This window comes from Nonomuraea sp. NPDC050680 (genome assembly GCF_040654555.1).
Lineage (GTDB): Bacteria > Actinomycetota > Actinomycetes > Streptosporangiales > Streptosporangiaceae > Nonomuraea.
In genome coordinates this window covers 219,249-242,248 of record NZ_JBFAIF010000007.1, presented here as the reverse complement: position 1 = coordinate 242,248, position 23,000 = coordinate 219,249, and the positions used below count along the sequence as shown (strand labels likewise).

25 protein-coding genes and 1 riboswitch are annotated in these 23,000 nt (G+C 70.0%); of the genes, 13 read left to right on the top strand and 12 right to left on the bottom strand.

Translation table 11 applies throughout. The annotated features are described in order from the left end of the window. The first annotated feature begins 165 nt into the window (after positions 1–165). Both AB0H88_RS25495 and AB0H88_RS25490 read left to right on the top strand, forming a co-directional pair. On the top strand, positions 166–1,695 hold the full coding sequence (locus AB0H88_RS25495; protein WP_357648460.1) for an MFS transporter: 1,530 nt from the start codon (positions 166–168) through the stop codon (positions 1,693–1,695). Positions 1,696–1,730: 35 nt separating this feature from the next. Beyond that, positions 1,731–2,528: a DoxX family protein gene (locus AB0H88_RS25490; protein ID WP_357648458.1), complete on the top strand. Its 798-nt coding sequence runs from the start codon at positions 1,731–1,733 to the stop codon at positions 2,526–2,528. A 25-nt stretch (positions 2,529–2,553) separates the two neighbouring features. Here AB0H88_RS25490 and sthA read toward each other — a convergent pair whose 3' ends face one another. From sthA to AB0H88_RS25475, 3 genes are read right to left on the bottom strand one after another with little or no spacing between them, the layout of a single operon-like run. Continuing rightward, positions 2,554–3,966 carry a Si-specific NAD(P)(+) transhydrogenase gene (gene sthA / locus AB0H88_RS25485; RefSeq protein WP_357648456.1) on the bottom strand — a complete coding sequence of 471 codons (1,413 nt, stop codon included), beginning with the start codon at positions 3,964–3,966 and terminating at the stop codon, positions 2,554–2,556. A gap of 18 nt (positions 3,967–3,984) precedes the next feature. After that, a complete protein-coding gene (locus AB0H88_RS25480; protein WP_357648454.1) occupies positions 3,985–4,233 on the bottom strand; it encodes a hypothetical protein in 249 nt (82 codons plus the stop codon). Positions 4,234–4,260: 27 nt separating this feature from the next. Continuing rightward, entirely contained in the window at positions 4,261–5,391 is a 1,131-nt protein-coding gene (locus AB0H88_RS25475; RefSeq protein ID WP_357648453.1) for a hypothetical protein, read from the bottom strand. 81 nt (positions 5,392–5,472) lie between these two features. Here AB0H88_RS25475 and AB0H88_RS25470 point away from each other — a divergent pair, with 81 nt between their 5' ends. From AB0H88_RS25470 to AB0H88_RS25460, 3 genes are all read left to right on the top strand, one after another. Then, positions 5,473–5,958 (top strand): hypothetical protein, encoded by a 486-nt coding sequence (locus AB0H88_RS25470; RefSeq protein WP_357648451.1) that lies wholly within the window; start codon positions 5,473–5,475, stop codon positions 5,956–5,958. Between the two features lie 221 nt (positions 5,959–6,179). Continuing rightward, positions 6,180–6,623: a carboxymuconolactone decarboxylase family protein gene (locus AB0H88_RS25465; protein ID WP_357648449.1), complete on the top strand. Its 444-nt coding sequence runs from the start codon at positions 6,180–6,182 to the stop codon at positions 6,621–6,623. Positions 6,624–6,970: 347 nt separating this feature from the next. After that, positions 6,971–7,147 carry a hypothetical protein gene (locus AB0H88_RS25460; protein WP_225288930.1) on the top strand — a complete coding sequence of 59 codons (177 nt, stop codon included), beginning with the start codon at positions 6,971–6,973 and terminating at the stop codon, positions 7,145–7,147. A 10-nt stretch (positions 7,148–7,157) separates the two neighbouring features. Here the strand turns inward: AB0H88_RS25460 and AB0H88_RS25455 are convergent, their stop codons facing one another. Together AB0H88_RS25455 and AB0H88_RS25450 are read right to left on the bottom strand one after the other, a co-directional pair. Next, on the bottom strand, positions 7,158–7,778 hold the full coding sequence (locus AB0H88_RS25455; protein ID WP_357648447.1) for a pyridoxamine 5'-phosphate oxidase family protein: 621 nt from the start codon (positions 7,776–7,778) through the stop codon (positions 7,158–7,160). 32 nt (positions 7,779–7,810) lie between these two features. Further along, a complete protein-coding gene (locus AB0H88_RS25450; RefSeq protein WP_357648445.1) occupies positions 7,811–8,329 on the bottom strand; it encodes a helix-turn-helix domain-containing protein in 519 nt (172 codons plus the stop codon). 46 nt (positions 8,330–8,375) lie between these two features. Between AB0H88_RS25450 and AB0H88_RS25445 the strand changes: the two genes are divergently transcribed. Continuing rightward, positions 8,376–9,728 (top strand): MFS transporter, encoded by a 1,353-nt coding sequence (locus AB0H88_RS25445; RefSeq protein WP_357648443.1) that lies wholly within the window; start codon positions 8,376–8,378, stop codon positions 9,726–9,728. Positions 9,729–9,755: 27 nt separating this feature from the next. Here the strand turns inward: AB0H88_RS25445 and AB0H88_RS25440 are convergent, their stop codons facing one another. Next, complete coding sequence (locus tag AB0H88_RS25440) at positions 9,756–10,853, bottom strand: PrsW family intramembrane metalloprotease (RefSeq protein WP_357648441.1); 1,098 nt, start codon at positions 10,851–10,853, stop codon at positions 9,756–9,758. An 80-nt stretch (positions 10,854–10,933) separates the two neighbouring features. Next, positions 10,934–12,133: an amidohydrolase gene (locus AB0H88_RS25435; RefSeq protein ID WP_357648440.1), complete on the bottom strand. Its 1,200-nt coding sequence runs from the start codon at positions 12,131–12,133 to the stop codon at positions 10,934–10,936. 107 nt (positions 12,134–12,240) lie between these two features. On the opposite strand from AB0H88_RS25435, the gene AB0H88_RS25430 reads away from it, so the two are divergent. Next, entirely contained in the window at positions 12,241–12,732 is a 492-nt protein-coding gene (locus AB0H88_RS25430; protein WP_357648438.1) for a TIGR03618 family F420-dependent PPOX class oxidoreductase, read from the top strand. Here AB0H88_RS25430 and AB0H88_RS25425 read toward each other — a convergent pair. Then, entirely contained in the window at positions 12,674–14,086 is a 1,413-nt protein-coding gene (locus AB0H88_RS25425) for an MFS transporter (protein WP_357648436.1), read from the bottom strand. The two genes, AB0H88_RS25430 and AB0H88_RS25425, sit on opposite strands and share 59 nt — an antisense overlap. 186 nt (positions 14,087–14,272) lie before the next feature. Beyond that, positions 14,273–14,764, bottom strand: coding sequence for a MarR family transcriptional regulator (locus tag AB0H88_RS25420; protein WP_357648434.1), 492 nt, complete (start codon positions 14,762–14,764; stop codon positions 14,273–14,275). Between the two features lie 45 nt (positions 14,765–14,809). Between AB0H88_RS25420 and AB0H88_RS25415 the strand changes: the two genes are divergently transcribed. Beyond that, on the top strand, positions 14,810–15,754 hold the full coding sequence (locus AB0H88_RS25415) for an EamA family transporter (protein WP_357648432.1): 945 nt from the start codon (positions 14,810–14,812) through the stop codon (positions 15,752–15,754). Between the two features lie 49 nt (positions 15,755–15,803). After that, positions 15,804–16,445, top strand: coding sequence for an NAD(P)H-binding protein (locus AB0H88_RS25410; RefSeq protein ID WP_357648430.1), 642 nt, complete (start codon positions 15,804–15,806; stop codon positions 16,443–16,445). Positions 16,446–16,553: 108 nt separating this feature from the next. Here AB0H88_RS25410 and AB0H88_RS25405 read toward each other — a convergent pair whose 3' ends face one another. Further along, on the bottom strand, positions 16,554–17,321 hold the full coding sequence (locus tag AB0H88_RS25405; RefSeq protein WP_357648428.1) for a helix-turn-helix transcriptional regulator: 768 nt from the start codon (positions 17,319–17,321) through the stop codon (positions 16,554–16,556). 122 nt (positions 17,322–17,443) lie between these two features. Next, positions 17,444–17,580, top strand: a riboswitch (cyclic di-AMP (ydaO/yuaA leader). Between the two features lie 3 nt (positions 17,581–17,583). Between AB0H88_RS25405 and AB0H88_RS25400 the strand changes: the two genes are divergently transcribed. Then, positions 17,584–18,255 carry a C40 family peptidase gene (locus AB0H88_RS25400; protein WP_357648426.1) on the top strand — a complete coding sequence of 224 codons (672 nt, stop codon included), beginning with the start codon at positions 17,584–17,586 and terminating at the stop codon, positions 18,253–18,255. Between the two features lie 95 nt (positions 18,256–18,350). Further along, positions 18,351–18,713 carry a nuclear transport factor 2 family protein gene (locus AB0H88_RS25395; protein WP_357648424.1) on the top strand — a complete coding sequence of 121 codons (363 nt, stop codon included), beginning with the start codon at positions 18,351–18,353 and terminating at the stop codon, positions 18,711–18,713. Positions 18,714–18,800: 87 nt separating this feature from the next. On the opposite strand, the gene AB0H88_RS25390 is transcribed toward AB0H88_RS25395, so the two are convergent. Both AB0H88_RS25390 and AB0H88_RS25385 read right to left on the bottom strand, forming a co-directional pair. Further along, positions 18,801–19,052, bottom strand: coding sequence for a LuxR C-terminal-related transcriptional regulator (locus AB0H88_RS25390; RefSeq protein WP_357648422.1), 252 nt, complete (start codon positions 19,050–19,052; stop codon positions 18,801–18,803). 111 nt (positions 19,053–19,163) lie between these two features. After that, positions 19,164–21,011, bottom strand: coding sequence for a BTAD domain-containing putative transcriptional regulator (locus AB0H88_RS25385; protein ID WP_357648420.1), 1,848 nt, complete (start codon positions 21,009–21,011; stop codon positions 19,164–19,166). Between the two features lie 188 nt (positions 21,012–21,199). On the opposite strand from AB0H88_RS25385, the gene AB0H88_RS25380 reads away from it, so the two are divergent. Then, complete coding sequence (locus AB0H88_RS25380) at positions 21,200–22,141, top strand: ABC transporter ATP-binding protein (protein WP_357648418.1); 942 nt, start codon at positions 21,200–21,202, stop codon at positions 22,139–22,141. Positions 22,142–22,170: 29 nt separating this feature from the next. Continuing rightward, positions 22,171–22,983, top strand: coding sequence for an ABC transporter permease (locus AB0H88_RS25375; protein ID WP_357648416.1), 813 nt, complete (start codon positions 22,171–22,173; stop codon positions 22,981–22,983). Positions 22,984–23,000 lie beyond the last annotated feature (17 nt).

Sequence of the window (23,000 nt, the reverse complement as noted above, 5' to 3'; positions counted from 1 at the left end):
GGACAGAGATGGATAGGCCGGGACATATGGCTGTGTCTCTCTAGAGAGGTGCCTCAGGCCGCGGATAGACCGATACCGCTGTCCCGAGTGGATGGCATGGCCTAAGCTGCCACGCAAGTTCATGTGGGCCTTGCGTGAGATCGGATCGGCCTGCAAGGAGGCCCCATGACCGTCTCTCAGGCCGCCCCGGTCCTCCGGCGCGCGGTTCAGGAACATCGGGACAACCGCTGGTCCATCCTGGTGCTGCTCTGCCTGAGCCTGCTCCTGATCACCGTAGACGCGACCGTCCTGCACATCGCCGTGCCCGCGCTCACCGCGGCGCTGGAGCCGACGGCGGTGCAACTGCTCTGGATCATCGACGTCTACTCGCTGGTCGTGGCGCCCCTGTTGCTCCTGTTCGGCACGCTCGGCGACCGCTACGGGCGCAAACGGCTGGTGCTGGCGGGTTTCCTGCTGTTCGGCGTGGCTTCGGCCGCCGCCGCCTTCTCTCCCACACCACTGGTCCTGATCCTGGCCAGGGCACTGCTCGGAGTGGGCGGCGCGATGATCATGCCGGCCACACTCTCGCTGATCCGCCAGGTCTTCCCCGACCGGCGTGAGCGGGCCATCGCGCTGGGCGTCTGGAGCGCGGTCGCCGCGGCGGGCGCCGCCGTGGGGCCGTTGATCGGCGGGCTGCTCGTCGGCATCTGGTGGGGCGCGGTCTTCCTCATCAACGTGCCCATCCTGCTCGTGCTGCTGCCCGCCGCCGCCCGGCTGCTGCCGGAGTCGCGGCAGCGTGGCGGGCAGCCGTGGGACGGTCTCAGCGCCGCGCTGTCCGTGTTCGGCATCCTGGCGGTGGCGTTCGGGCTGAAGGAGGCGGGAGCGGGCAGCCTGCTCCCGTTCGGGGCCTCCGTCCTGGTCTTCCTCACCGGGGCAGGGCTGCTCGCCTGGTTCGTTCGGCGGCAGCTCCGGCTGTCCGCGCCGCTGCTGGAGGTCGGGCTGTTTCGGCGGCGTGAGTTCGGCACCGGTGTCGCCGGGGTGCTGCTGGGCGTGTTCGCGCTGGTGGGGCTGCAGCTGATGCTGGCGCAATACCTGCAGCTCGTGCTCGGCTACAGCCCGCTGCTCGCGGCCGTACGGATGCTGCCGCTGGTGATCTCGGCGATCTGCGGTGGGCTGGCCGCGGCGCACCTGCTGCCCCGGATCGGCCTGCGCGCCACCATGAGCGGCGGGCTCGGCCTCGTCGCGCTCGCGCTCACCCCCACGCTCACCTGGGGCGTCGAGGCGCATCCGGTGATGCTCTCGGTCTGCTTCGCGGGCGTCGGGTTCGGCGTGCAGGTGGCGCTGCTCGCCGCGTCCGACACGATCATGTCCTCGGCCCCCGAGGCCCAGGCGGGCGGGGCGGCGGCCATCGAGGAGACCGCCTACGAGCTCGGCGCCGGGCTCGGGGTCGCCGTGCTCGGCACGATCACCACGATCGCCTACGCGCCCGCGTTGCCCGCCGTTCCCGGAGTGTCCGGCGGTGGCATGGACGAGGCCAGGCAGTCTCTCGCCAGCGCCGCGCACGTCGCCGACCAGGTCGGCGGTGGCGCCGGCGGTGCGCTGCTCGACGCCGCCCGGTGGGCCTTCGTCAATGCCCTGCACACGACCGTCGTCGTGAGCGTCGTCCTGCTCAGCCTGACCGCCGTCGCCGTGGCCACGCTGCTGCGCCGTGATTGAGGTGTGTGATGTCCCGCTCAGGGCAGACAACAACCGTGAGACAGACCCTCCATGATCTCGCTTCCCTGGTCGCCCGCATCGGTGTGGGCGGCATCTGCTTCTCCAACGGCTGGACCAAGCTCGAAGACGGCCTGAACACCACGGGGGCGAAATTCCTCGCGCAGGGCGCGCCCGCGCCGCGCGCCTGGGCCACGGTCACCATGCTCACCGAGCTGATCGGCGGAGCGCTGCTGATCGCCGGGCTGATCGTGTCGGTGATGGGGCTGATCCTCTTCGCCGAGTCCCTGGCCGTCTTCCTGATCGCGCCGCCGCTCAACCCGATCACCACGAACGAGCTGATCCTGCTGGGCGTGGCCGCGCTGCTGCTGGCCGTGGTGGGGGCCGGGCGGATCTCCGTGGACCACCTGGTGGTGATCCGGCGCAGGGAATCGGCGGCGGCCAACGAGTTCGCCGCCGAGACGGAGGCCGACGAGGTCATCGCGGCGCTGCGCGACCCCGACTCTCCCGGGTTCCGCCAGCCCGCCCGCCCCAAGTCCTCAGGGTCTTCAGGGTCCTCGGCGTCCTCGGGGTCCAGTGGCTCCTCGGGTTCTGGTGGCTCCGCAAGCTCTGGTGGCTCGTCGAGCGGCAAGTCAGGAGGGCGGTCGTCGAGTTCGCGCTCCGAGAGCGAGCCGGACAGCTCCACGCCGGAGGACACGGCACCGCACTCCCGGCCGCGCCGGCCGTCGGCCGAGCCCGGAGACGAGCCCACCCCCTCGCCCGCCTCGGGCGACACGCTTGTGGCCGGGCGCAAGAAGCCCACGGCCCGCGGCCGCCGCACGACCGCCGACGAGTGATCCCCGCCGGCAGCCGGTCACCGGGTCACAGCTCAGCGGTCAGCCGGGCGATCACCCGCATCTTGTTCATCGCGTCCAGGGCGGCGACCTTGTAGGACTCGGCCAGCGTCGGATAGTTGAACACGGCGTTGACCAGGTAGTCGACCGTACCGCCGCACCCCATGACGGTCTGCCCGATGTGGACGAGCTCGGTGGCGCCCGTGCCGAACACGTGGACGCCCAGCAGCCGCCGGTCCTCGGAGGAGACCAGCAGCTTGAGCATGCCGTAGGAGTCGCCGATGATCTGCCCGCGAGCCAGCTCCCGGTAGCGCGAGATGCCGACCTCGAAGGGGATCTTGTCCCGGGTCAGGTCGTCCTCGGACTTCCCGACGAAGCTGATCTCCGGGATGGTGTAGATGCCGATCGGCGGCAGGTCGTTCATCTCCGCGACCGGCTCGCCGCAGGCGTGCTGGGCGGCCAGCCGGCCCTGCTCCATCGAGGTGGCGGCCAGCGCGGGGAAGCCGATGACGTCGCCGACGGCGTAGATGTGCGGGACGGGCGTGGCGTAGTTCTCGTCCACCTTGATCCGGCCCCGGTCGTCGGCGGTGAGCCCGGCCGCCTCCAGGCACAGCTCCTCCGTCTTTCCTTGACGGCCGGCCGAGTACATGACGCAGTCGGCGGGGATCTTCTTCCCGCTCTCCAGTACGGTCAGCGCCCCACGGGGCCGCCGCTCGACCGCGGCGACGTTCTCCCCGAACCTGAAGGTGACGGCGAGATCCCGCAGGTGGTACTTCAGCGCCTCCACGATCTCCAGATCGCAGAACTCCAGCATCCGGTCGCGCCGCTCGACCACGGTCACCTTGGTGCCCAGCGCCGCGAACATCGAGGCGTACTCGATGCCGATGACCCCCGCCCCGACGACCACAAGGGTCTCGGGCACCCGGTCGAGGTGCAGGATCGCGTCGGAGTCGATGACCGTCTTGTCGTCGAACTCCACAGTGGACGGACGGGCCGGCGAGGTGCCCGTCGCGATCACGATCTTGTCGGCCGTGACCTTCTTCTCCTCAACGTCGCCGGTGATCCCGATGGTGTGAGGGTCGAGGAACCGGCCGGTTCCCTGCAGCATCGTCACGTGGTTGCGGCCGAGCTGGCTGCGGATCACCTGGATCTCGCGACCGATCACATGCTGGGTGCGCATGCCGAGGTCGGCGACCGTGATCTCTTCCTTCACCCGGTAACTCGCCCCGTACAGCTCCCGCTGGTTGAGGCCCGTGAGATAGAGGACCGCCTCACGCAGGGTCTTGGAGGGGATCGTCCCGGTGTTGATGCACACGCCGCCGAGCATGTGCGTCTTCTCTACGACCGCGACCCGCTTGCCGAGCTTCGCCGCGGCGATCGCAGCCTTCTGCCCGCCGGGACCGGTTCCGAGTACGAGGACATCGAAGTCAAAAAGCGCCACACATCAAGTGTCCACCTATCAGGACAACCCCGCCATGACACGATCGACGATTCCCTGGTTGCCCTCCTGGCGGGCGCAGTGGGCACAGCAGTACCAGTGCTCACCCGACTGGACTCCGTGCCCGATCACCCGGGTGCCGCAGTGCTCGCAGATGGGCGCCATGGACTGGATGGCGCACTGGAAGGAGTCGAACGTGTGCACCGCCCCCTGGGCGTGCACCTCGAAGGACATGTCGTAATCGTTGCCACACGCTTCGCAGACGGCCATGGCCCGGGGATACCCGGTTCCTCCTCCTCATCGCCTCAACGGACGGCAATTTTCCGTCCTCAGGCCGAGATAGCCGGCCACCAGGGGCACGGCCAGCAGTCCCAGCGCGGCGAGCGCGCCCGGCAGGCCGAACCGGGCCGTAAGGGCGGCCACGAGCAGCGGGCTGATGACGAACCCGGTGTAAGAGATCGCGGAGACCGTGGACACCAGCACCCCGCTCGCGTCGTCGGCCGCCGCGCGGCTGAGCACGGCGGGCACCAGCGGCCCGAGCGCGAGCCCGGTCAGCGCGAACCCCGCCATCGACGCCAGGACAGAGCCGCCGAGCCCCGCCAGCGCCATGCCCGCGACGCCGCCCACCCCGCCCACCAGGTAGAACGTCCGTAGCGTGAGCCGGGGCAGCGCGTGCGCGATGATCCGTCCCAGGGTGAGCGCCGCCATGTAGACGGCTGGGGCCGCGCTCGCCACCAGGGTCGAGGCTCCCCGGTGGTCTTCGAGGAGCAGCACCGACCATTGTTCGACCGAGTTCTCGATGATCAGCACGCACGCGGCCAGCGCGCCGAGCACGATGGCTGCCCGCCATCGCCGCCTGCCGCCCGCTCCCCCGGCGGGCGGCAGTCCCCGGCCCATGCTCAGGGCGGACAGGGACAGCGACGAGGCGAGGACGATGAGCGCCGCCGTCACCAGCACCGCGCCGGTGCCCATGCCCAGCGACCGGGCCAGCCCGGTCGCGGGAGCCGCGACGATCACGGCGACCGGGAAGGCGGCGTGCACCGCCTGGAACAGCCGGCGCCCGCCCTCCCGCTCGGCCCGGCCGGTGGCCAGGTTCAGCGCGATGTCGAGCGCCCCGCTGGCCATGCCGACCAGGAGCAGCGTCAGCCCGAGCGCCACGGGCGAGCCGACGGGCGCGATGGCCGCCACGCTCAGCGCGAAGGCCACGGTGACCGCGATCAGCGCCGTACGCTCCCTGCCGCCGGCCAGCCGCCCGGCCAGCGCCATGGCCGGAATCGCCCCCACCGGCACCGCGCTCAGGGCCAGTCCGAGGTCGGCCGTGGACGCGCCGAGTTGGTCTTTGATCGCCGGTAGCAGCGCCGACCAGGAGCCCCAGAACCCGCCCCAGGCCGCGCTGACCGCGATGAGCGGTATGCCGCGTTCCCCCACCAACCCCCCTCACCGTGCATTACGGTTATGTGCCAGCAAAGATCGTCAATGTCCTAAATAACCCCAATCGAAGGAATTATCGTGCTCACGCGAACGGTCATCGCGGCCAGTCTGGCCGCCGCCGGGATCGCCGCGACCCCCGCTGCCGCCACTGCCACCCCCACCGCGCCGGTCAGCGCCGCCGCCTCCGCGAGCGCCGCCCCGTACTCGCCGGAGCGGGTGTGCGGCTCGGGTTTCCGCCGGGTCAGGGACGGTCACCGCGCGATGAAGACGCGAGAGGGGGCGGTGTTCGGACATGTGTACCTGATGTACAACAAGCGCTCCGGGAAGAACTGCGTGGCCGCTATCAAGACGGCCTACCTCGGCACCAAGACCACCACGGGCGCCAGCCTCGTGGTGCGGGGCGGCGGCCGGTCCGAGGACGTGCAGAAGTACCGCTTCTACGCCGAGACCGGTCATGTCAACGGCAGCTGGAAGTGCGTGAAGTTCTGGGGCTGGACCCGCGACCCCAGCGGCCGCGTCGAGGCGGGCGGCGGCCGCAACTCCTGGGGCAACTGCGCCGGCTGACCTCCACCGGCCCGTCCGCGACAGCCACGCGGACGGGCCCGTCGGCGGGCGTCCCGGCCCGCTGCCCAGTGAACACCTCGGGTGCCATGTAGCCGGGCGTCCCCGCCACCTCCCCGGTCTTGGTCCGCGACATGCGGTGCGTACGAGCGATGCCGAAGTTGTCACACATCGGCGCTCTGTCCTGTCTTCCCCATGTCACGACTTACCCGATGGAGGTCCCCATGTCTCAGCGGCTCAACGTCATGAAGCTCGCCCCCGAGGCCTACCAGGCGTTCTTCGCCGTGGAGAAGTATCTGCACGCGTGCGGGCTGCCGCTCGGCACGATTGAGCTGGTCAAGCTGCGGGCCAGCCAGATCAACGGCTGCGGCTACTGCGTCGACATGCACAGCCGTTCCATGAAGGAGGCCGGCGAGAGCGACGAGCGGCTCTGGTCCGTGGCCACCTGGCGTGAGGCGACCGTCTACACCCCGGCGGAGAAGGCCGCGCTCGCGCTGACCGAGGAGGCGACCAGGCTGGCCGACCGGGCGGCCGTCCCTGACGAGGTCTGGCAGGAGGCGGCCGAACACTACGACGAGCAGCAGCTCGCCTCGCTGATCGTGGCGATCGCGATGATCAATTCCTGGAACCGGATCGGCGTCACGGCCCGGCTCACGCCCGGCGCCTGAGTATTTCCGCCGGGGGGAGGCACCTCCCCCCGGTAGAAATGCATGGAACGACCGGACGTCCCCGGTTAGGTTGTGGCACATGGCGGCTGCAACTCGCTGCCAAGCCACCGTCAAGCGGTGGCGCGCACAGTGCGTGTAGAGGCTGTCGAAGGCGAGTGCGAGCGGGGGCAGATCATGAGACGCGTGCGAATCATCAAGTCGGCGAAGCGGCGACAGGACCGGAACACGGGCCTGGACCTGCGGTCCCCATCCGGCCGCCGACTACCTTACTGAATCGCTACTTACACCTATCTTACCGAGGCAGCTGTAGATAACATAGGTAACAAGAACGTCACGGGGGGCTCACGATGAAGAGACTAGTGGTGGTGCCGCCACACGTCGCCCGGCACAAGATCCGCGACATCCGGTCGGGAGAGCGCCGCAGGCCTGTCGCGCGCGATCACGATCCCAAGGTCGTCGATCTCCAAGCCTACAGCGGCCGCAACGTCATCCGGCTCCCCGACGGCCCCACCCCCGCCGCCTGATTCCCGAGGGTCAGCCGTAGAGCTTCTTGGCGTAGGTCTCGCCGTAGTAGCTCTCCAGCTGCTCGATGGTCTCCTCGACCTTCTGCACGTCCTTGACCAGGGTCGCGTGCGAGGGCAGGGCGTCGGCCTCCCAGCTGTCGGGCTTCCACAGCGCCGAGCGCAGGAACGCCTTGGCGCAGTGGAAGAAGATCTGCTCGATCTCCACCACGAGCGCCAGGTGCGGGCGGTGGCCCTTGACGATCATGTCGTCGAAGAACGGCGCCTCGCTGATCAGCCGGGCGCGACCGTTGATCCGCAGCGTCTCGTTGCGCCCGGGGATCAGGTAGATCAACCCCACGTGCGGATTTTTCAGGAGATTGCGGAAGCCGTCCGCCCGGCGGTTGCCCGGCCGGTCGGGGATGGCGATCGTGGTGTCGTCGATGACATACGTGAACCCGGCCGGGTCACCTTTGGGCGAGACGTCGCAGGTACCGTCGACGTCGGAGGTGGCGATCAGGCAGAACGGCGAGCTCGCCAGCCACTGCCTGTCACGCTCGTGCAGCTTCGGCCGGTCCTTGGTGGCCGCGCGGGGCATCACCTCGCCCAGTAGTTCGCGCAGCTCCGCTTCCGACTCGATCTCCACCCAGCTCATACCGTCTCCCTTCGGGGGTTTCGCCGATTGTCTCAGGGAATCGGGTGGAGCATCCGATGCGGGGTACGCAGGGCAACGCTGACCGGATCGTTCCTGATGCCCTTCAGGCCCGGGCCGGGGCGTACCTCCGTTTCCCCGATCGGCACCTGCACGCCGCAGGCGGCGCAGCGGGCGGCGCCGTCGATACGGGAGCCGCAGGTCAGATGGTGGAAGACGCGGCGCGGGCCGGTTCCGGACAAGTGGCGCTCGCCCCACTCGGCCAGGGCCAGGACCGGTAGCCAGAGCTCGTGGCCCACGGGAGTCAGGACGTACTCCTCGCGCGGCGGCGCGTCCTGGTAGCGGCGTTTGTCGAGGACGCCCGCCTCGACGAGCGTGGCCAGCCGCTGCGAGAGCACCGCCCGGGGGATGTCCAGGTGGGCGAGGAAGTCGCCGAAGCGCCGTACGCCGTACATCGCGTCACGCACCACCAGCAGCGTCCAGCGCTCGCCGATCACCTCCAGCGCCCTGGCCAGCGAGCAGTCCTGAGCGTCGTAGTTCTTGCCCAGTGCCATGACACCTCCCTCAGTTCGTTCATTGAACTATGGTAGCTTGCGCGGCATGAGTTCAATCACTGAACCGGTGCCGGTGATCGCTCCCGGCCGGCGAACGCTCGCCGTGGCCTCGTCGGCGCCTCTGCTTGTGCTGACGAACTTCACGGTGCCGACGGTCACGCTGCCGCTGACCGCGCGGGAGCTCGGCGCGGGCCCTACCGGACCGGTGTGGATCCTGGGCGCGATCTCGCTCGGCCTGTCGGCGCTGCTGCTGGTCTCCGGTGGTCTGGCCGACGACTACGGCCGCAAGCGGGTGCTGGTGGCGGGCACGGTCGTGCTCGCGGTCGCCAGTGTGGTGGCCGCGTTGAGCACGACCGTGGTGGTGTTCGTGGCGGCCCGGCTGGTGCAGGGCGGCGCGAGCGCGGCGATGCTGGCGGCGAGCCTCGGCATCGTGGGCCACGCCTTTCCCTCGGGGACGGAGCGGGTGCGGGCCACCGGTCGCTATGGCGCGATGATCGGGCTGGGCACCATGGTGGGGCCGCTGCTGTCCGGGGTGCTGGCCGAGGTGACCGGCTGGCGGGCGGCGTACTGGCTGATGGCGGCGTGCGCCCTGGCCCTGGCCGTGGTGTCGGCGCGCACGCTGGAGGAGTCGCGCTCCCCCACGCCCCGGCGGTTCGACGTGCCCGGTGTGGTGCTGCTCAGCCTGGGCGTCGCCGCGCTGCTCGCGGGCGTGACCGAGGGTCGCCTCGGCTGGTCGCGGCCGGTGGTGCTGGTGGCGTTCGCGGTGGCGGCCGGGCTGGTGACGGCCTTCGTGCTGGCCGAGCGGCGGCGGGCGGAGCCGCTGATCGACTTGGAACTGTTCCGGCGGCCGGTGTTCCTGGTGGCGACGGGTGGGGGGCTGGTGGTCGGCGCGGCGGTGGTCGGGCTGCTCACCTACCTGCCGACCGTGCTGCAGACGGCGCACGGCATGACGCCGCTCGGGACCGCGCTGCTGTTCGTCGTGTGGTCCGGGCTGTCGTTCGTGGCCGCCCTGCTGGCGCGGTACCTGCGGCTGCCCACCGCCGCGCGGCTGGCGCTCGGGCTGGCGCTGACGGCGCTGGGCTTCGCGGGGCTGCTGGGGCTGGGCGGGGAGTTCGTGCCCGTGCTCGTGGTCGGCGGGCTGGCGGTGAGCGGGGTCGGGGCCGGGGTGATCAACTCCTCGATCACCCACCTGGCGATCGAGAGCGTGCCTGCGCATCGGGTCGGCATGGGGTCGGGCGCCAACAACACCGCCCGGTACGTGGGCAGCTCACTGGGGGCGGCCGGGGTGGCGGGGGTCATCGGCGGGTTCGGTGCGCAGCAGGGGGTGGTGGTCGCGGTGGCGGCGTGCATCGCGCTGACGGCGGCCACGGCCGTGGGCGCACTCCTCACCCGCCACTGAGCCACCTCTCCAGGTGGACAACAGTGGCTACCAGCGCCGGGCCTGGCTCAGGGCGTCGAGCAGCACGTCGCGCTCGGCGGCGAACCCGGCCGGGTCCGCGCCTTCGCGTTCGGCGCGCAGGTGCAGCATGGTCAGCTCGGTCGCCGCCTGCTGGAAGTCGCCCATCGCCTGACCGAGCCCCACGCCCTTGGCCCACTTGCGCGCGGCCCGGCGGGCGGACAGCGTGCTCAGCATCTTGATGTCCGGCGGAGTGAGGAGCCCGGTGGGCTGGTACGCGGGCAGGTAGGTGCTCATCTTGCCGACCAGTTGCCTGCGCTCGCGTACGGTCACCAGGACGAGCCCGATGAGCGCTCCCATGATCACCAGGTAGGCCACGCCCAGCCAGCCGAGCGACTGGAGCGTGGCGGTGCCGTTCCAGAGCCCGTGCAGGAAGACCGCGCCGAAGTAGCCGAGCGGGATGGCCGCGAACCGCGCGGGGCCGCGGCGGGTGAGCGCGTACGCGACGCCGAGCCCGGTCATCGCGGTGTAGACAGGGTGGCCGAGCGGGTCGATCAGCCCCCTGATCACGAACAGCTGCATGGCCCCGCCCACACCGTTCTCGGTGAACGCGCCCAGGTAGTAGCCGACGTTCTCGACGACCGCGAAGCCCAGGCCGGCCATCGAGCCGTACACGATGCCGTCGGTGAGCCCGTCGATCTCCCGCCTTCTGACCAGGAGCAGCAGCAGCGCCGAGCCCTTGAGCGCCTCCTCGATCACCGGGGCCAGGAAGGCCGTCCCCAGCTGGTCGACGGTCTGCTCGCCGAAGCCGGCCCTGGCGAACATCGCCTGGCCGGCGAGGGTCAGCACGATGCCCAGCACGATCGCCACGCCCGCGCCCCACGCGAACGCGAAGCCCAGGTGCAGCCCTGGCTCGGGCTCCAGCCGGTCGAGCGAGAGCACCGCCGCGAGCAGCAGCGGCAGGGGCGCCAGCGCGAGCAGCATCGACAGGCCGAACCCGAGCGGGCCGCCCTTCAGCAGCATGCCGACCAGCACGATCACCGCCAGGGCGCTCGAGAGCACCAGGCAGATCAGGAGCGCCTTGCTGGGCCGCTGCGGGAGCGAGGAAGGTCGGGTCCGTAGTGTCATCGCCATACCTCTTTTCGGACGGGCTCCCACTATGGATCGGGCCCGTCGACAGACGCTTGACGATTACTTGCCGACCATGATCACCGCGTGGCTTCCCGGTAGTAGGGATCGGCGGCCCCGTCCGCGTACGAGTACACCTCGCGGCCGTCGACGAAGACCCGCAGCGCCCGGCTCATGATGTCCAGCGGGTCGCCGGACCAGATCACCACGTCGCCGTCGAGCCCGGGGCGCAGGGCGCCCACCCGGTCGTCGAGGCCCATGATGCGGGCCGGATTGACGGTGATGGACCGCAATGCCACGTCCCGGTCCAGCCCCTCCTTGACCGCCAGCGTCGCCTGGTGGACCAGGAAGTGGATCGGCACCACCGGATGGTCGGTGGTGATCGCCAGCTCGACCCCGGCGCGCGCGAGGATGCCCGGATTGCGCAGCGAGCGGTGCCGGAGCTCGACCTTGGAACGGCTGGTGAAGAGCGGCCCGATGATGACCGGAATGCCGCGCTCGGCCAGCACGTCGGCGATCAGGTGCCCCTCCGTGCCGTGGTTGATCACCACCCGGTAGCCGAACTCGTCCGCCAGCCGCAGCGCGGTCGCGATGTCGTCGGCCCGGTGCGTGTGCTGGCACCAGGGCAGCTCGCCGTCGAGCACGCGGACGAGGATCTCCTGCGTGGCGTCGCGCTCGAACGGCTTGCCCTCGTCGGCGGCCGCGGCCCGCCTGGCCCGGTAGTCCTGCGCCTTCATGAACGCGTCGCGGATCACCGCCGCCACGCCCTGGCGGGTGGCGGGCAGCCGCTTCTGGTCGCCGTAGACGCGCTTGGGGTTCTCGCCGAGAGCGCTCTTCACGCTCACCGGCTCCCGGACCAGCATCTCGTCGACGGTCCGCCCCCAGCACTTGACCGCCACCGTCTGGCCGCCGATGGGATTGGCCGACCCCGGCTTGATCACGGCGGTGGTGACGCCGCCGGAGAGCGCGTCGGCGAAGCCCAGGTCGGCCGGGTTGATGGCGTCCAGAGCGCGCAGACGGGCGCCGTTGGGGTCGGTCGTCTCGTTGGTGTCCTGGCCGGCCCAGCCCTCGGCCTCCTCGTGCACGCCCAGGTGGCCGTGGGCCTCGACGAAGCCCGGCAGCACCCAGCCACCGGCCGCGTCGACGACAGGGGTCCCCGGCGGTATCTCGACCTCGCGGCCGACCGCGGCGATCTTCCCGTCCTGGATCAGCACGGTGCCGCCCTCGATCGGATCGCCATCGACCGGCACGACATATCCGCTGGTGATCGCAAGATTCATAACAGCAACCTACATTGGCCGATATTTCGGCATTTAGCAGTCAGGGCGCTTCGCTCCTTGACCAGGGCTTCGGTAGGGTTTCGGCAACAGGGCAAAAGGAGAATGAATTGGCCGAGGACCAGGCCGCCTACGAGCCCGGCCCCAGCAGCCTGCCGGACGAGGACCTGTCCCACCTGCTCAGCCAGCAGCGCTTCGGCGCGCTGGCCACGCTGGGCGCCAACGGCCGCCCGCACCTGTCGACCGTCGTGTACGACTGGGACTCCGACCAGCGGGTGGTGCGCGTCGCGACGGTCGACGGCCGGCTCAAAGTGCGCCAGCTGCACAAGGACCCGCGCGCCGCCCTGTACGTGGCCAGCGACGACTTCTGGTCGTACGCCGTGGCCGAGGGCCTGGCCGAGCTGTCGCCGGTGAGCGTCGAGCCCGGCGACGAGGTGGGACGAGAACTGCTGGCCATGCGGTCGGGACGTCCGGCGGGCCTCGAAGACCCGGTGGGCGCGGCCGCGTTCCTGGGTCAGGCCGTCGCGGACCGGCGGCTGGTGATCAGACTCCGGGTGTCCCGGCTGTACGGGACGTCGCTGCCGGCGCCGCCCGCCGGATAGCCCGCCGCCTGTTGTAGGCCACCACCGCGACCACGGCGAGGATGAGCGCCAGATCTATGGCGGCCGACCAGCGCATCGCGCCGATGTGGTCCCCGCCGGCCGAGGCCGCGAAGAAGACCGCCCCGATCACCGCGACCCCGCCCGAGCCCCCGAACTGCTGGGCCGTGCTGAGGAAGCCCGAGCCGATGCCCGCCTGGTGCGGCGCGACCTCCACCAGTGCCGCCCCGATGAGCTGCGGGATCACCAGGCCGTTGCCGAGCCCCACGAGCACGAGCGCGGCCATGATCCACGGCAGCCCGGCCCCTGCCGTGCCCAGCAGCAGCGCCAGGCCCGACGCGGTCACGAGTCCGCCGATCATGACGACCGTCAGGCCGTACCTCCCGACCAGGCGGGTCCCCAGCAGCGAGCTGATCGTGAACAGCACGCCCATCGGCGCGAACGCCAGCCCGGCCTGGAACGCGGTGAGCCGCAGCCCGCCCTGGAGCAGCAGCGTCAGCGTGAACATGAACGAGGCGAAGTAGGCCATGAACGCGGTGATCGCGCCGACGCCCGCCAGGTAGGAGTGCACCTTGAGCAGCGCCAGGTCCAGCACCGGCTGACCACCGCGCCTGCCGAGGACGTACTGCCAGCGCAGTGTCAGGCCCAGGAGGGGCACACTCGCGCCTATGCAGACCCACGTCCACGCGGGCCAGCCCGCGCCGTTGCCGAGGCCGAGCGGCACCAGGACCAGCGCCAGCCCGGCGGCCAGCCCGGCCGCGCCGAGCAGGTCCAGCCGTGAGCGCCCGGCCGGCTCGACCCCGGGCAGCAGCCAGGCGGCCAGCGGGACCACGACCAGGCCGACGGGCAGGTTGATGAGGAAGATGACCCGCCAGCCGAGCCCGAACAGGTCGGCCGACAGCAGCAGCCCGCCCAGCACCTGGCCGGCGATCGAACCAAGACCGCCGGCCGCGCCGTACCAGCCCACGGCGCGACGCCGCTCGTGCGGCGGGAAGACCGCGGAGATCATGGCGAGCACCTGCGGCACCATCGCCGCACCGGCCAATCCCTGCAGCAGGCGGGCGGCAACGAGCTGGGCCGGGTTCAGCGCGATCCCGCACAGCAGCGACGCGATCGTGAACGCGACCACGCCGCCGATGAACATCCGCCGGTAGCCGTACCGGTCTCCTAGCCGCCCGCCGGTGATCATGCCCGCCGCGTAGGTGAAGGCGTAGCCGCCCACGATGAGCTCCAGGGCGGCGGGGCTCGCGTGCAGCTCGCGTTCGAACGACGGCGCGGCGACGTTGACCACGAAGAAGTCGAACTGGGCCATGAACCAGGCGGACAGAAGCACGGCCAGCGTCCCGCCGAATCTCATTCCCATCAGGCTAGGCCCTTGCCGCCGGCCGGGATCGGGCGGGGCGGGCAGAGTGGGAGCATGGATCATCTTTCCTACTTCGGCCGGGAGGTCCTCGCGTTCGAGGCGGCGTACCGGACCGCGGGCTCCGGTCTGATCCCTCGTCCCGCCCGTCTGAGCGATCCCCCGGCAGGCGGCCTACGCCGGTCAGTCCAGGGTGTCGCCCAGTGACTCCAGGAGCTCCTTGAGCTCGCCGGCCAGGGCGGCGCGCCGGGGCTCGGAGAGCGCGGCGAGCAGCCGGCGCTCGGTCTCGACGTGATCGGGCAGCGCCCGGTCGATCAGCTCCCGGCCCTCCTCGGTGAGGGCGACGTGCACGACTCGGCCGTCCTTCTCGCTGGGCGTACGTGACACCAGGCCCCGGGACTGTAGGCGGTCGAGGCGCTGGGTGATCGCCCCCGAGGTGACCATCGCCGACTTCATGAGCTCGGCCGGGGTCAACGACCGTCCATTGCGCCGCAGCGTGGCCAGCACGTCGAACGACGCCGAGTCGAGCTCGTGAGCGCTGAACGTACGGGTCAGCTCCGCGCCGATCAGCCGTGACAGCCGTGACAGCCGCCCGATGATCGCCATCGGCGACACATCCAGATCGGGGCGCTGCTCGGCCCACTGCTCCAGCACCCGGTCAACATGATCAGCCACACCACCACCCTATCGGATGTCTTAGCGATGAGATACATTGTCTTAGTGCTAAGAAATCGACTTGCCCTGATCATGGTGACCGCGCTGGCCCCCGCCATCTGGGGGACCACCTACCTCGTCACCACCGAACTGCTGCCGCCCGGCCGCCCGCTCCTGGCCGCGGTCGTCCGGGCCCTGCCCGCCGGGCTGCTGCTCCTCCTGCTCACCCGGCGCCTGCCACAAGGGGTGTGGTGGTGGCGCGCGCTCGTCCTCGGTGCGCTCAACATCGGGTTGTTCTTCGCGCTGCTGTTCATCGGCGCCTACCGGCTGCCCGGCGGGGTGGCCGCGACCATCGGCGCGGTGCAGCCCCTCCTGGTCGCCGGTCTGTCCTCCGGCCTGCTCGGCGAGCGCCTGTCCGCGCGTACGGCGATCGCCGCCGTGGCGGGTGTGGCCGGTGTCAGCCTCCTCGTCCTGCGGGCCGACGCCCGCTTGGACGCCGTCGGCATCGCCGCGGCCGCCGGGGGCGCGATCGTCATGGCCACCGGAGTCGTCCTCAGCAAGCGGTGGACCTCACCGGCGCCCCTGCTCGCGACCACCGGCTGGCAGCTGGTGGCCGGCGGTCTGCTGCTGCTCCCGGTGGCCCTGCTCGTCGAGGGACCGCCGCCCGCCGCACTGACCCCGGCGAACCTGACCGGGTACGCCTACCTCGCCATCATCGGCTCGGCCGTCGCCTACTCCCTGTGGTTCCGCGGGATCCGCGCCCTGTCCCCCACCCACGTCACCTTCCTCGGCCTGCTCAGCCCGCTGGTCGCCACCGCGCTGGGCTGGCTCGCCCTCGGCCAGTCGCTCACCGTGGCCCAGATCGCAGGCGGGCTCGTCGTCGTGGCGGCCCTCATCGCGGCCCAGACCAGCGGCCCTCGTCGCGGCCCAGACCCTCGTAACGGCCCAGAGCAGAAGCCGCCCGGCCAGGCGGACGCGCCCACTCGTGATCGTCTGATCCCTACGCGCTGACCGTCCGATCCCCACCCCCTCATCTCTCACTGCTCATCAAGGAGAAATCATGCGCATCACCGTGTTCGGAGCGGCGGGCAGCGTCGGCGCTCGTGTGGTCGCCGAGGCGCTGTCCCGCGGCCACGAGGTCACCGCCGTCGTACGCGACCCGGCCCGCTTCCCCTCACTGCACCCCGGCGCCCATCCCCAGGTCGGCGACGCCGCGCATGTGGAGGACGTGACCAGGCTCGGCACTGGTCAGGACCTCGTGATCAGCGCGACCCGCCCGCCCACCGGCCGCGAGCACGACCTCGTCACGACCGCCAAGGCGCTGCTGGCGGGGCTCGCGGGGACCGGCGTCCGGCTGCTGCTCGTCGGCGGGGCGGCCGGGCTGACCGTTCCCGGCACCGGTGGGCGTACCGTGCTCGACGACCCGCGTTTCATGTCCGACGCTTACCGTGACATCGCGCGGGCCTGCAACGATCAGCTCGAAGTCTGCCGCGCGGAGACCGGCGTGGACTGGGCGTACCTGAGTCCGGCCGCGCTGCTGACGCCGGGCGAGCGTACCGGCGTCTACCGGCTTGGAGCCGACGAGCTGCTCATGGACGCCGAGGGGAACTCGGCGATCTCCATGGAGGACCTCGCGGTCGTGCTGCTGGACGAGGCGGAACAACCCAGGCACCACCGGGTCAGGTTCACCGCCGCGTACTGACGTCAGCCGACCTCGCGGACGCGGTCGCAGAACAGGCACAGGGCGCCGCTCGCCGTGGTCTCGACCTCGCTCGCGAGACGCCGGCTGAAGGTCGGCAAATCAGTGGCCTCAACGATCCCCGACCAGCCGCGTGGTCTCGTCGTCGGCGGGGAAGTACGCCTCGACGGCGACCCCTTCGAGCGTGATGTCGAACGCCGCGCCGAACGTCGTGATCGTACTGAAGAAGCAGAGCTCGTCCCCCCGATGCGTGATCCGTACAGGCAACGCGATGTCGGCGGGGTCGGGCAGCGGCGCCTGGCCATCGTCTCCATAGGTCAGCAGCTCCTCGTAGAGCGCGCTCAGCTCCGGATCCCCCGCACGGGCGACCTGCCTGGCGAGCCGGGGCAGCAGGAACCCGCGGACCTGCGCCAGGTTCCGCACCCGCGGCGCGAACCCGTCCGGATGCAGGCCAAGCCGCATCATGTTCACCGGCGGCTCCAGGAGGGCCGGGTCCACGTCGTCGAGGAAGACGTTCATGGCGTCGTTGGCCAGCAACAGGTTCCACCGGTGATCCAGGGCCATCGCCGGATACGGCTCGTGCCCGCGCAGGATCCGCCGGAGCGCCTCGTACGCCTTGCCCAGGTCAGGGTCGTCAAGCGGGCGCTCGGGATAGATGGGCGCGTAGCCGGCCGCGAGCAGCAGCCGGTTGCGCCCGCGGAGCGGCACATCGAGCTGCTCGGCCAGGCGCAGCACCATGGACCGGCTGGGGATCGTCCGCCCGGTCTCGACGAAGCTGACGTGCCTCGCGGACACGTCGGTCTGGAGGGCCAGGTCGAGCTGCGTGAGTCCGCGCCGGTGCCGCCAGTCCCGCAGCAGCTCCCCTATCGGCTGATCCATGTGCATACTGGCCGGTTCTATCTGGTCTAACGGGGCGGTGTCGATTACCTGCCATGTCATTCCCGTCCCCCTCGGCGGATGACCGATTTTAGGTAGTTTACAAGTCTTTGACCGTTTTGTTAGTGTTCGTCCCGCCTAATCCACTCACCCGCGTGGAGCCGGGGACCCAACTTCCCTCTGGGGCGAATCGGCATCGCCGTAGGGCCGCTTCCAGGCCCGAGCCCGTCAGCTAACCCGGTAGGCCGTATGGAAGGACACAGCAGTGGCTCCCCTCGCCATCTGCCTGGCGGCTGCCGTCGCCGGGCTCACTCTGGCCGCTCCAGCTCACGACCCCACCACCCCTACCGGACCCACCACCCCAGCCGGGCCCATCACCCCAGCCGGACCCACCACCCCGACCGGGCCCATCACCCCTACCGGCACCGAGAGCAAGCCCGTCCAGCAGAAGCGCCAGACCACTCCTGCCTGGAAGATCGCCCTGAAGTTCGCCATGAAGAAGCGCGGCATCCCGTACGTCTGGGGCGGAACCAGCGACAGCGGCTACGACTGCTCCGGGCTCATGCTCAAGGCGTACAAGCACGCCGGGATCGAGTTGCCGCGCACCACGACGGAGCAGTACAGCGCGTTCTCCAGGAAGATCTCCTGGGACAACCTCAAGCCAGGTGACCTGGTCTTCTTCCACGGACTCGGGCACGTGGGGATGATCTCGAAGCCCGGATACATGGTGCACGCGCCGCACACCGGAGATGTGGTCAAGGAGGAAAAGCTCTCCGACTGGCGCAGGGACTCGTTCGCGGGCGCCGTACGGCCGGACCCCAAGGGCGTGCGGCTCTCCATCGAGCAACGCAAGAACCCCGCACCCTCGACGCTCACCCCCGCCCTGTGGCCGACGGCGTGGGGTCCGCGCCTTCCTCTGAAGGTTCCCGCCCCGTAGCGCCCCGGCGAGTCGCCGCACCAGGCCTTACCTGCGATTCGCCTTTACATCCCAGGTAATCGACACCACCGCGCGGCCGCTGTCAGCGTTCTCCCATGACGAGCGGCAAAGAACTGATCATGTCCGGCTTCGCGGAGTTCGCCGCGGGCAACATCGAGGTGCTCCAGACGCTCCTGCGCGAGGACTTCATCGAGCACAGCCCGGGCAACCCGTCGGGCAGGCGCGCCTTCATCGACTTCATCACAGACTCCCCGCTGGCCACCTCCCGGCTGGAGCTCAAGCGGGTCGTCGCGGAAGGCGATCTCGTGGTGATGCACTACCACCTGATCCCTCGGGAAGGCGGGCGCGGGCTGGCGGTCGTGGACTTCTGGCGCGTCGAAGACGGCCTGATCGCCGAGCACTGGGACGTGGTCCAGCCGGTCCCCGAACCGGCGGAGGTGCCACACGGCATGTTCTGACGCGGCTCCCCCACCCCGGCGGGCCATCGCATGTGCCATCACGCGTGAACGACGACGATCCGTCGCTCCTTGGGGAAGCGGGGTTCCTCAAGGAAGCGGCTCGGAGACGCCCGGTGGCCAGATGCCGACGTCCAGGAGTTTGTGGGCATAGGAGTACGCCACGAGCTGGCTCCGGTTGCTGCAGGCGAATCGGTCGAGGAGCTTGCTGATCCGCTCTGCCACCGTATATCGGCTGAGTTTCAGCTCGCGGGCGATTCTTGTCGTCGTATATCCCCTGGCCAGCAGGACGATCAGTCGCGTGTCGCGATCAGTTACCAGATCGTCGAAAACAAGATCCATAGCAAGTCCCGGTTCGGATCGCCTTGGCCAGAGGCGCCCCTGGTGAAGCACCTCTGTGTGCAAGCTAGAAGCGTCTGCTTAATCAGCGGTATGGCCGGACCATGCGACCGGTTAAGGATCGGCCCTGGCGAGTTGCCCTTGGAAGATCTCCGCGTAGAGATTCCTGAGTACGGGGCTGGGGTCGATGCCGAGTTCGGCCACGAGATGCCGGCGTACGGTCTCGAACTGCGAGAGCGCCTCCGGCGCGCGGCCGCAACCGGCGAGGGCGGTCATCCTCGCCGCCACGAGCCGCTCGCGTGCGGGAAAGAAGGGCACCAGGTCGTCGAGCCTGTTCAGCACCTCGACGTGGCCGCCCCGCTCGATCTCGAGTTCCGCCCAGTCCTCATTGACCGTGAGGTACAGGTCGGTGAATCTGCCGACCGCCTCATCGACCAAGGCGACACCCGAGAACTCCGCGAGCGGTTCACCGCCCCACAGGCGCAGGGCGTCATCGAGCGCGGTCAACGCGGCATCGGCGTCGCCCCTGCGCCGCATGTCCCGGCCGGCGCCGGCCAGCCGCCGGAACCTGAGGAGGTCGAGTTCGTCCGGCCCGGCGTCGAGACGATATCCCCAGCCTTGGTAGGAGATCCGATCCCCGAAACTCCGCCGCAACACCGAGACGTGGACCTGCAGGTTCTTGCGTGCCGTGGGGGGCGGGCGCTCGCCCCACAAGGAATCGATCAGCTGGTCCGTCGGAACCACCTGGTTCGGGCGGGAGAGCAGGATGGCCGCCAGCAGCCGCGCCTTCCTGGCGCTGACGTGCACGATCGTGCCGTCCACCCGCACCTCGAGCGCGCCGAGCACGCGGGCGTCCAATCGCGAGGTCACGGCTTTCGCCCGCTTGATCCGGTCGGTGCCCAGCGCCAGGAATCCGGCCAGATCGATCGGCGCCGAACCTGCCCTGGCCACCTGGCGGTGGAGCGTACGCACCGTGGAAAGCGTGGCGATGGAGACGTCGTCGACACCGGCCTTCGCTTCGAACCACCGCCAATCGCCGTCGCGATTGACTTCGAGGAAGACCGGCCCTTGCCTGGTCAGCAGGAAGTCGAAGGCCCCGTAGCGCAGGCCCCAGATCCCGGCGAGCCGGTGCACCGCCGCCACCACGGGCTCCGGCGCCGCCGCCGGAGAGACCGTGACCGACGCCGCGTCGCACCAGATCGCCTCTGGCGACGCTTTGCCGACGCGAAAGGCCCGGATCTCGCCATCCACGAAGTAGACGCGCAGCTCCGCCCAGTGGTCGACGTACTCCTGGACGATCATGGGCGCGTCGCGCGCGGGCAGCTTTCTGGCCGCGACGCCGGCCACGATCTCCGGGAAGACCCCGTGCAGGGTGCCCGGTTCGGTCTCGACGAAATGCTGGTCGAGGGCCTTGACGATGATCCGGTCGCTGGCCAGCGCCGCGCTCGCCGCCCCCAGGTCGGTCGTGGCGATCGTGCGCGGGGTACGGACCCCTGCCTCTGCCGCGCCGTCCAGCTGAACCAGCCGCCCCAGATCGCTGCCGCCGGGCAGCCGGGCGGCTGACAGCGACGACAACTGGTCGATGAGGGCGGCCCACGAGTCGACCCGGAACAGGGACGACGCCGAGCCGTTCTCCCCCTGCACGGCCCGCGGCGAGAAGTGCCGTACCCAGGTGACGGTGGGGATGATGCGGCGCCCGTTCACCGTCAGCGAGCCGTCGTCGAGCCGGGTCAGGATCCGCAGAGCGCCGATCGACCCGGCGTCGATCCGCACGCTCGGCACGCCGAGCGTGCGCAGCCCGCGCTGGAGCACGGCGAACTCGGAGAACCCCGCGCGATCCACGAGGACCACGCACGGCAGGGTGGCCGCCGGGTCGCTCTCCTCCGGAAGCTGCCAGGTCACGCCGGGACTGCCGGCCGGCATGCGCAGGGTGTACGGAACGCGCGAGTGAACCGGGTCCATGTGCCGATGATGATCACACGCGGCGTGATCGCACAATGTGCCCTCTGTCGTTCGGCATACCGTCCCGGATAGCCCACGTTTGTGGGGTTGTGTCACCCGCTGATCGCCGGTCCATACTCGACCTGCAACACATCTCCAGCAGCCGACAACCTGCACGTTTGGCAGAGCGGGAAGTGAAGGGTGGTGCCGTGTCGAGCGATGTGGTGACGGCCGTGGGGCTGACCAAACGCTATCGGCGCAGCGAGAGAGCGGCGGTGGACGATGTCTCGTTCGAGATCGCGCAGGGAGAGACCATCGGGCTCCTGGGGCCCAACGGCGCCGGGAAGACGACCCTGATCAAAATGATCTGCGGGGTCACCACCCCTACCTCCGGCCACGTCCGCGTCTTCGACGCCGATCCGGTGCGCCAGCCGGTGGCCGCCAAGAGCGGCATCGGGGCGATGCACCAGTCGGGCCCCTTCGACATGATGCTGCCGGCGCTCGACAACCTGCGGATCGCCGCCCGCTTCCGCGGTCTGAAGTGGCGCGCCGTGCGGCCGTGGGCGCTCGAACTGGCGGAGTTCCTCAGCTTGACGGAGGCCCTGCCGCGCTTCTGCTTCCAGCTGTCGGGCGGTCAGCGGCAGCGGTTGCAGCTGGTACGGGCCCTGCTCACCATTCCGCGGCTGCTGATCCTCGACGAGCCGTCCGCTGGACTGGACGTGGTGGGGCGGCGGCACATCGAGCGCTTCGTGACCTGGCTGCGCGAGGAGCACGGTGTGACCGTGCTGTGGACCAGCCATCACATCGACGAGCTGGAACGCAACAGCCAGCGCGTGATGGTCATCAACCATGGACGGGTGCTGCGCTTCGCCAAACCGCGCGAACTCGTCGAGGAGTTCGGCACCACCCACTTGCTGGTCGCCCTCGAAGATCCCGCGGCCGGCCTGGTGGTGGCGGCCTGGGCGGAGCTGGCCGGGCTCAGGGCCACGGCCGAGGAGTCCGACGTACGCATCCACGGCGCGCGAGCGCAGGAGGTGCTGCCGGAGCTGTCACGGCACTGCCTGGATCACGGAGTCGCGATCTCCGGCGTCTCGACCGTCACGGACTCGCTGGAGCAGGTCTTCCTCCGGATGACGGATGCCGAGGACTGATCACTACAAAGGCCACAAAAGGGGATAAATTGGCCGCCAAGTTGGCATTCGACAACACTCCTCCGACCGGGACCCCGAAGGCGGCCGACCTGTCCGCGGTGCTCTACCGCGAGTACGCGCTGCTCGCCCGCAACCGGGTGTATCTCATCCTCGGCCTGGCCCCGATGCTGATCTACCTGCTGCTCGTGAACACCTCGCTGGGCAACCTCCTCAGAGTCGTCCACTACAAGGGCGTCGACGTGCCGTTCACGATCTTCCTGCTGCCCATGACGCTGGCGATGTCGGTCGTCAGCGCGGCGGGAACGTCCGGCATGGCGGTGTTCCAGGAGGAGATGAGCGGCGCGGCGACGCAGCTGTGGTCCTACCCGTTGCGCAGGTCGCGGTTCCTGCTCGGCAAGGTGATCGCGGGCGTGTCGCTGGTGCTGGGACAGGCGCTGCTGGCGCTGGGCGTGGCGGTGCTCATCTTCGCGTTGCCGTTCGACCTGCAAGCCTGGGTCGGCCTGCTGTCGACGCTCACGCTGGCCGCCCTGGCCTTCAACGGGCTGTATCTGGCGACGGCGATCTTGATCACCGACTACCAGGTCTTCATGCTGCTGTCGAACGTGTCGATCCCCGTTCTCGTGTTCAGCGCCCCGTCGCTCTACCCGATCGACAGCATGCCCACCGTGCTGCAGTGGGTGGCGATGATCAACCCGCTGACGTACGCGATCGACGGTATGCGCAACGCCGCCTTCTTCGGCTTCGCCGACGCGTGGCAGGACCTCCTGGTGCTGGCCGTCCTGGCGGCCATCAGCTACACCGTGGGCGGCCGGGCCCTGATCAAGCGCGCTCGCAACATCTGATCTCGTCAAGGGCAGGG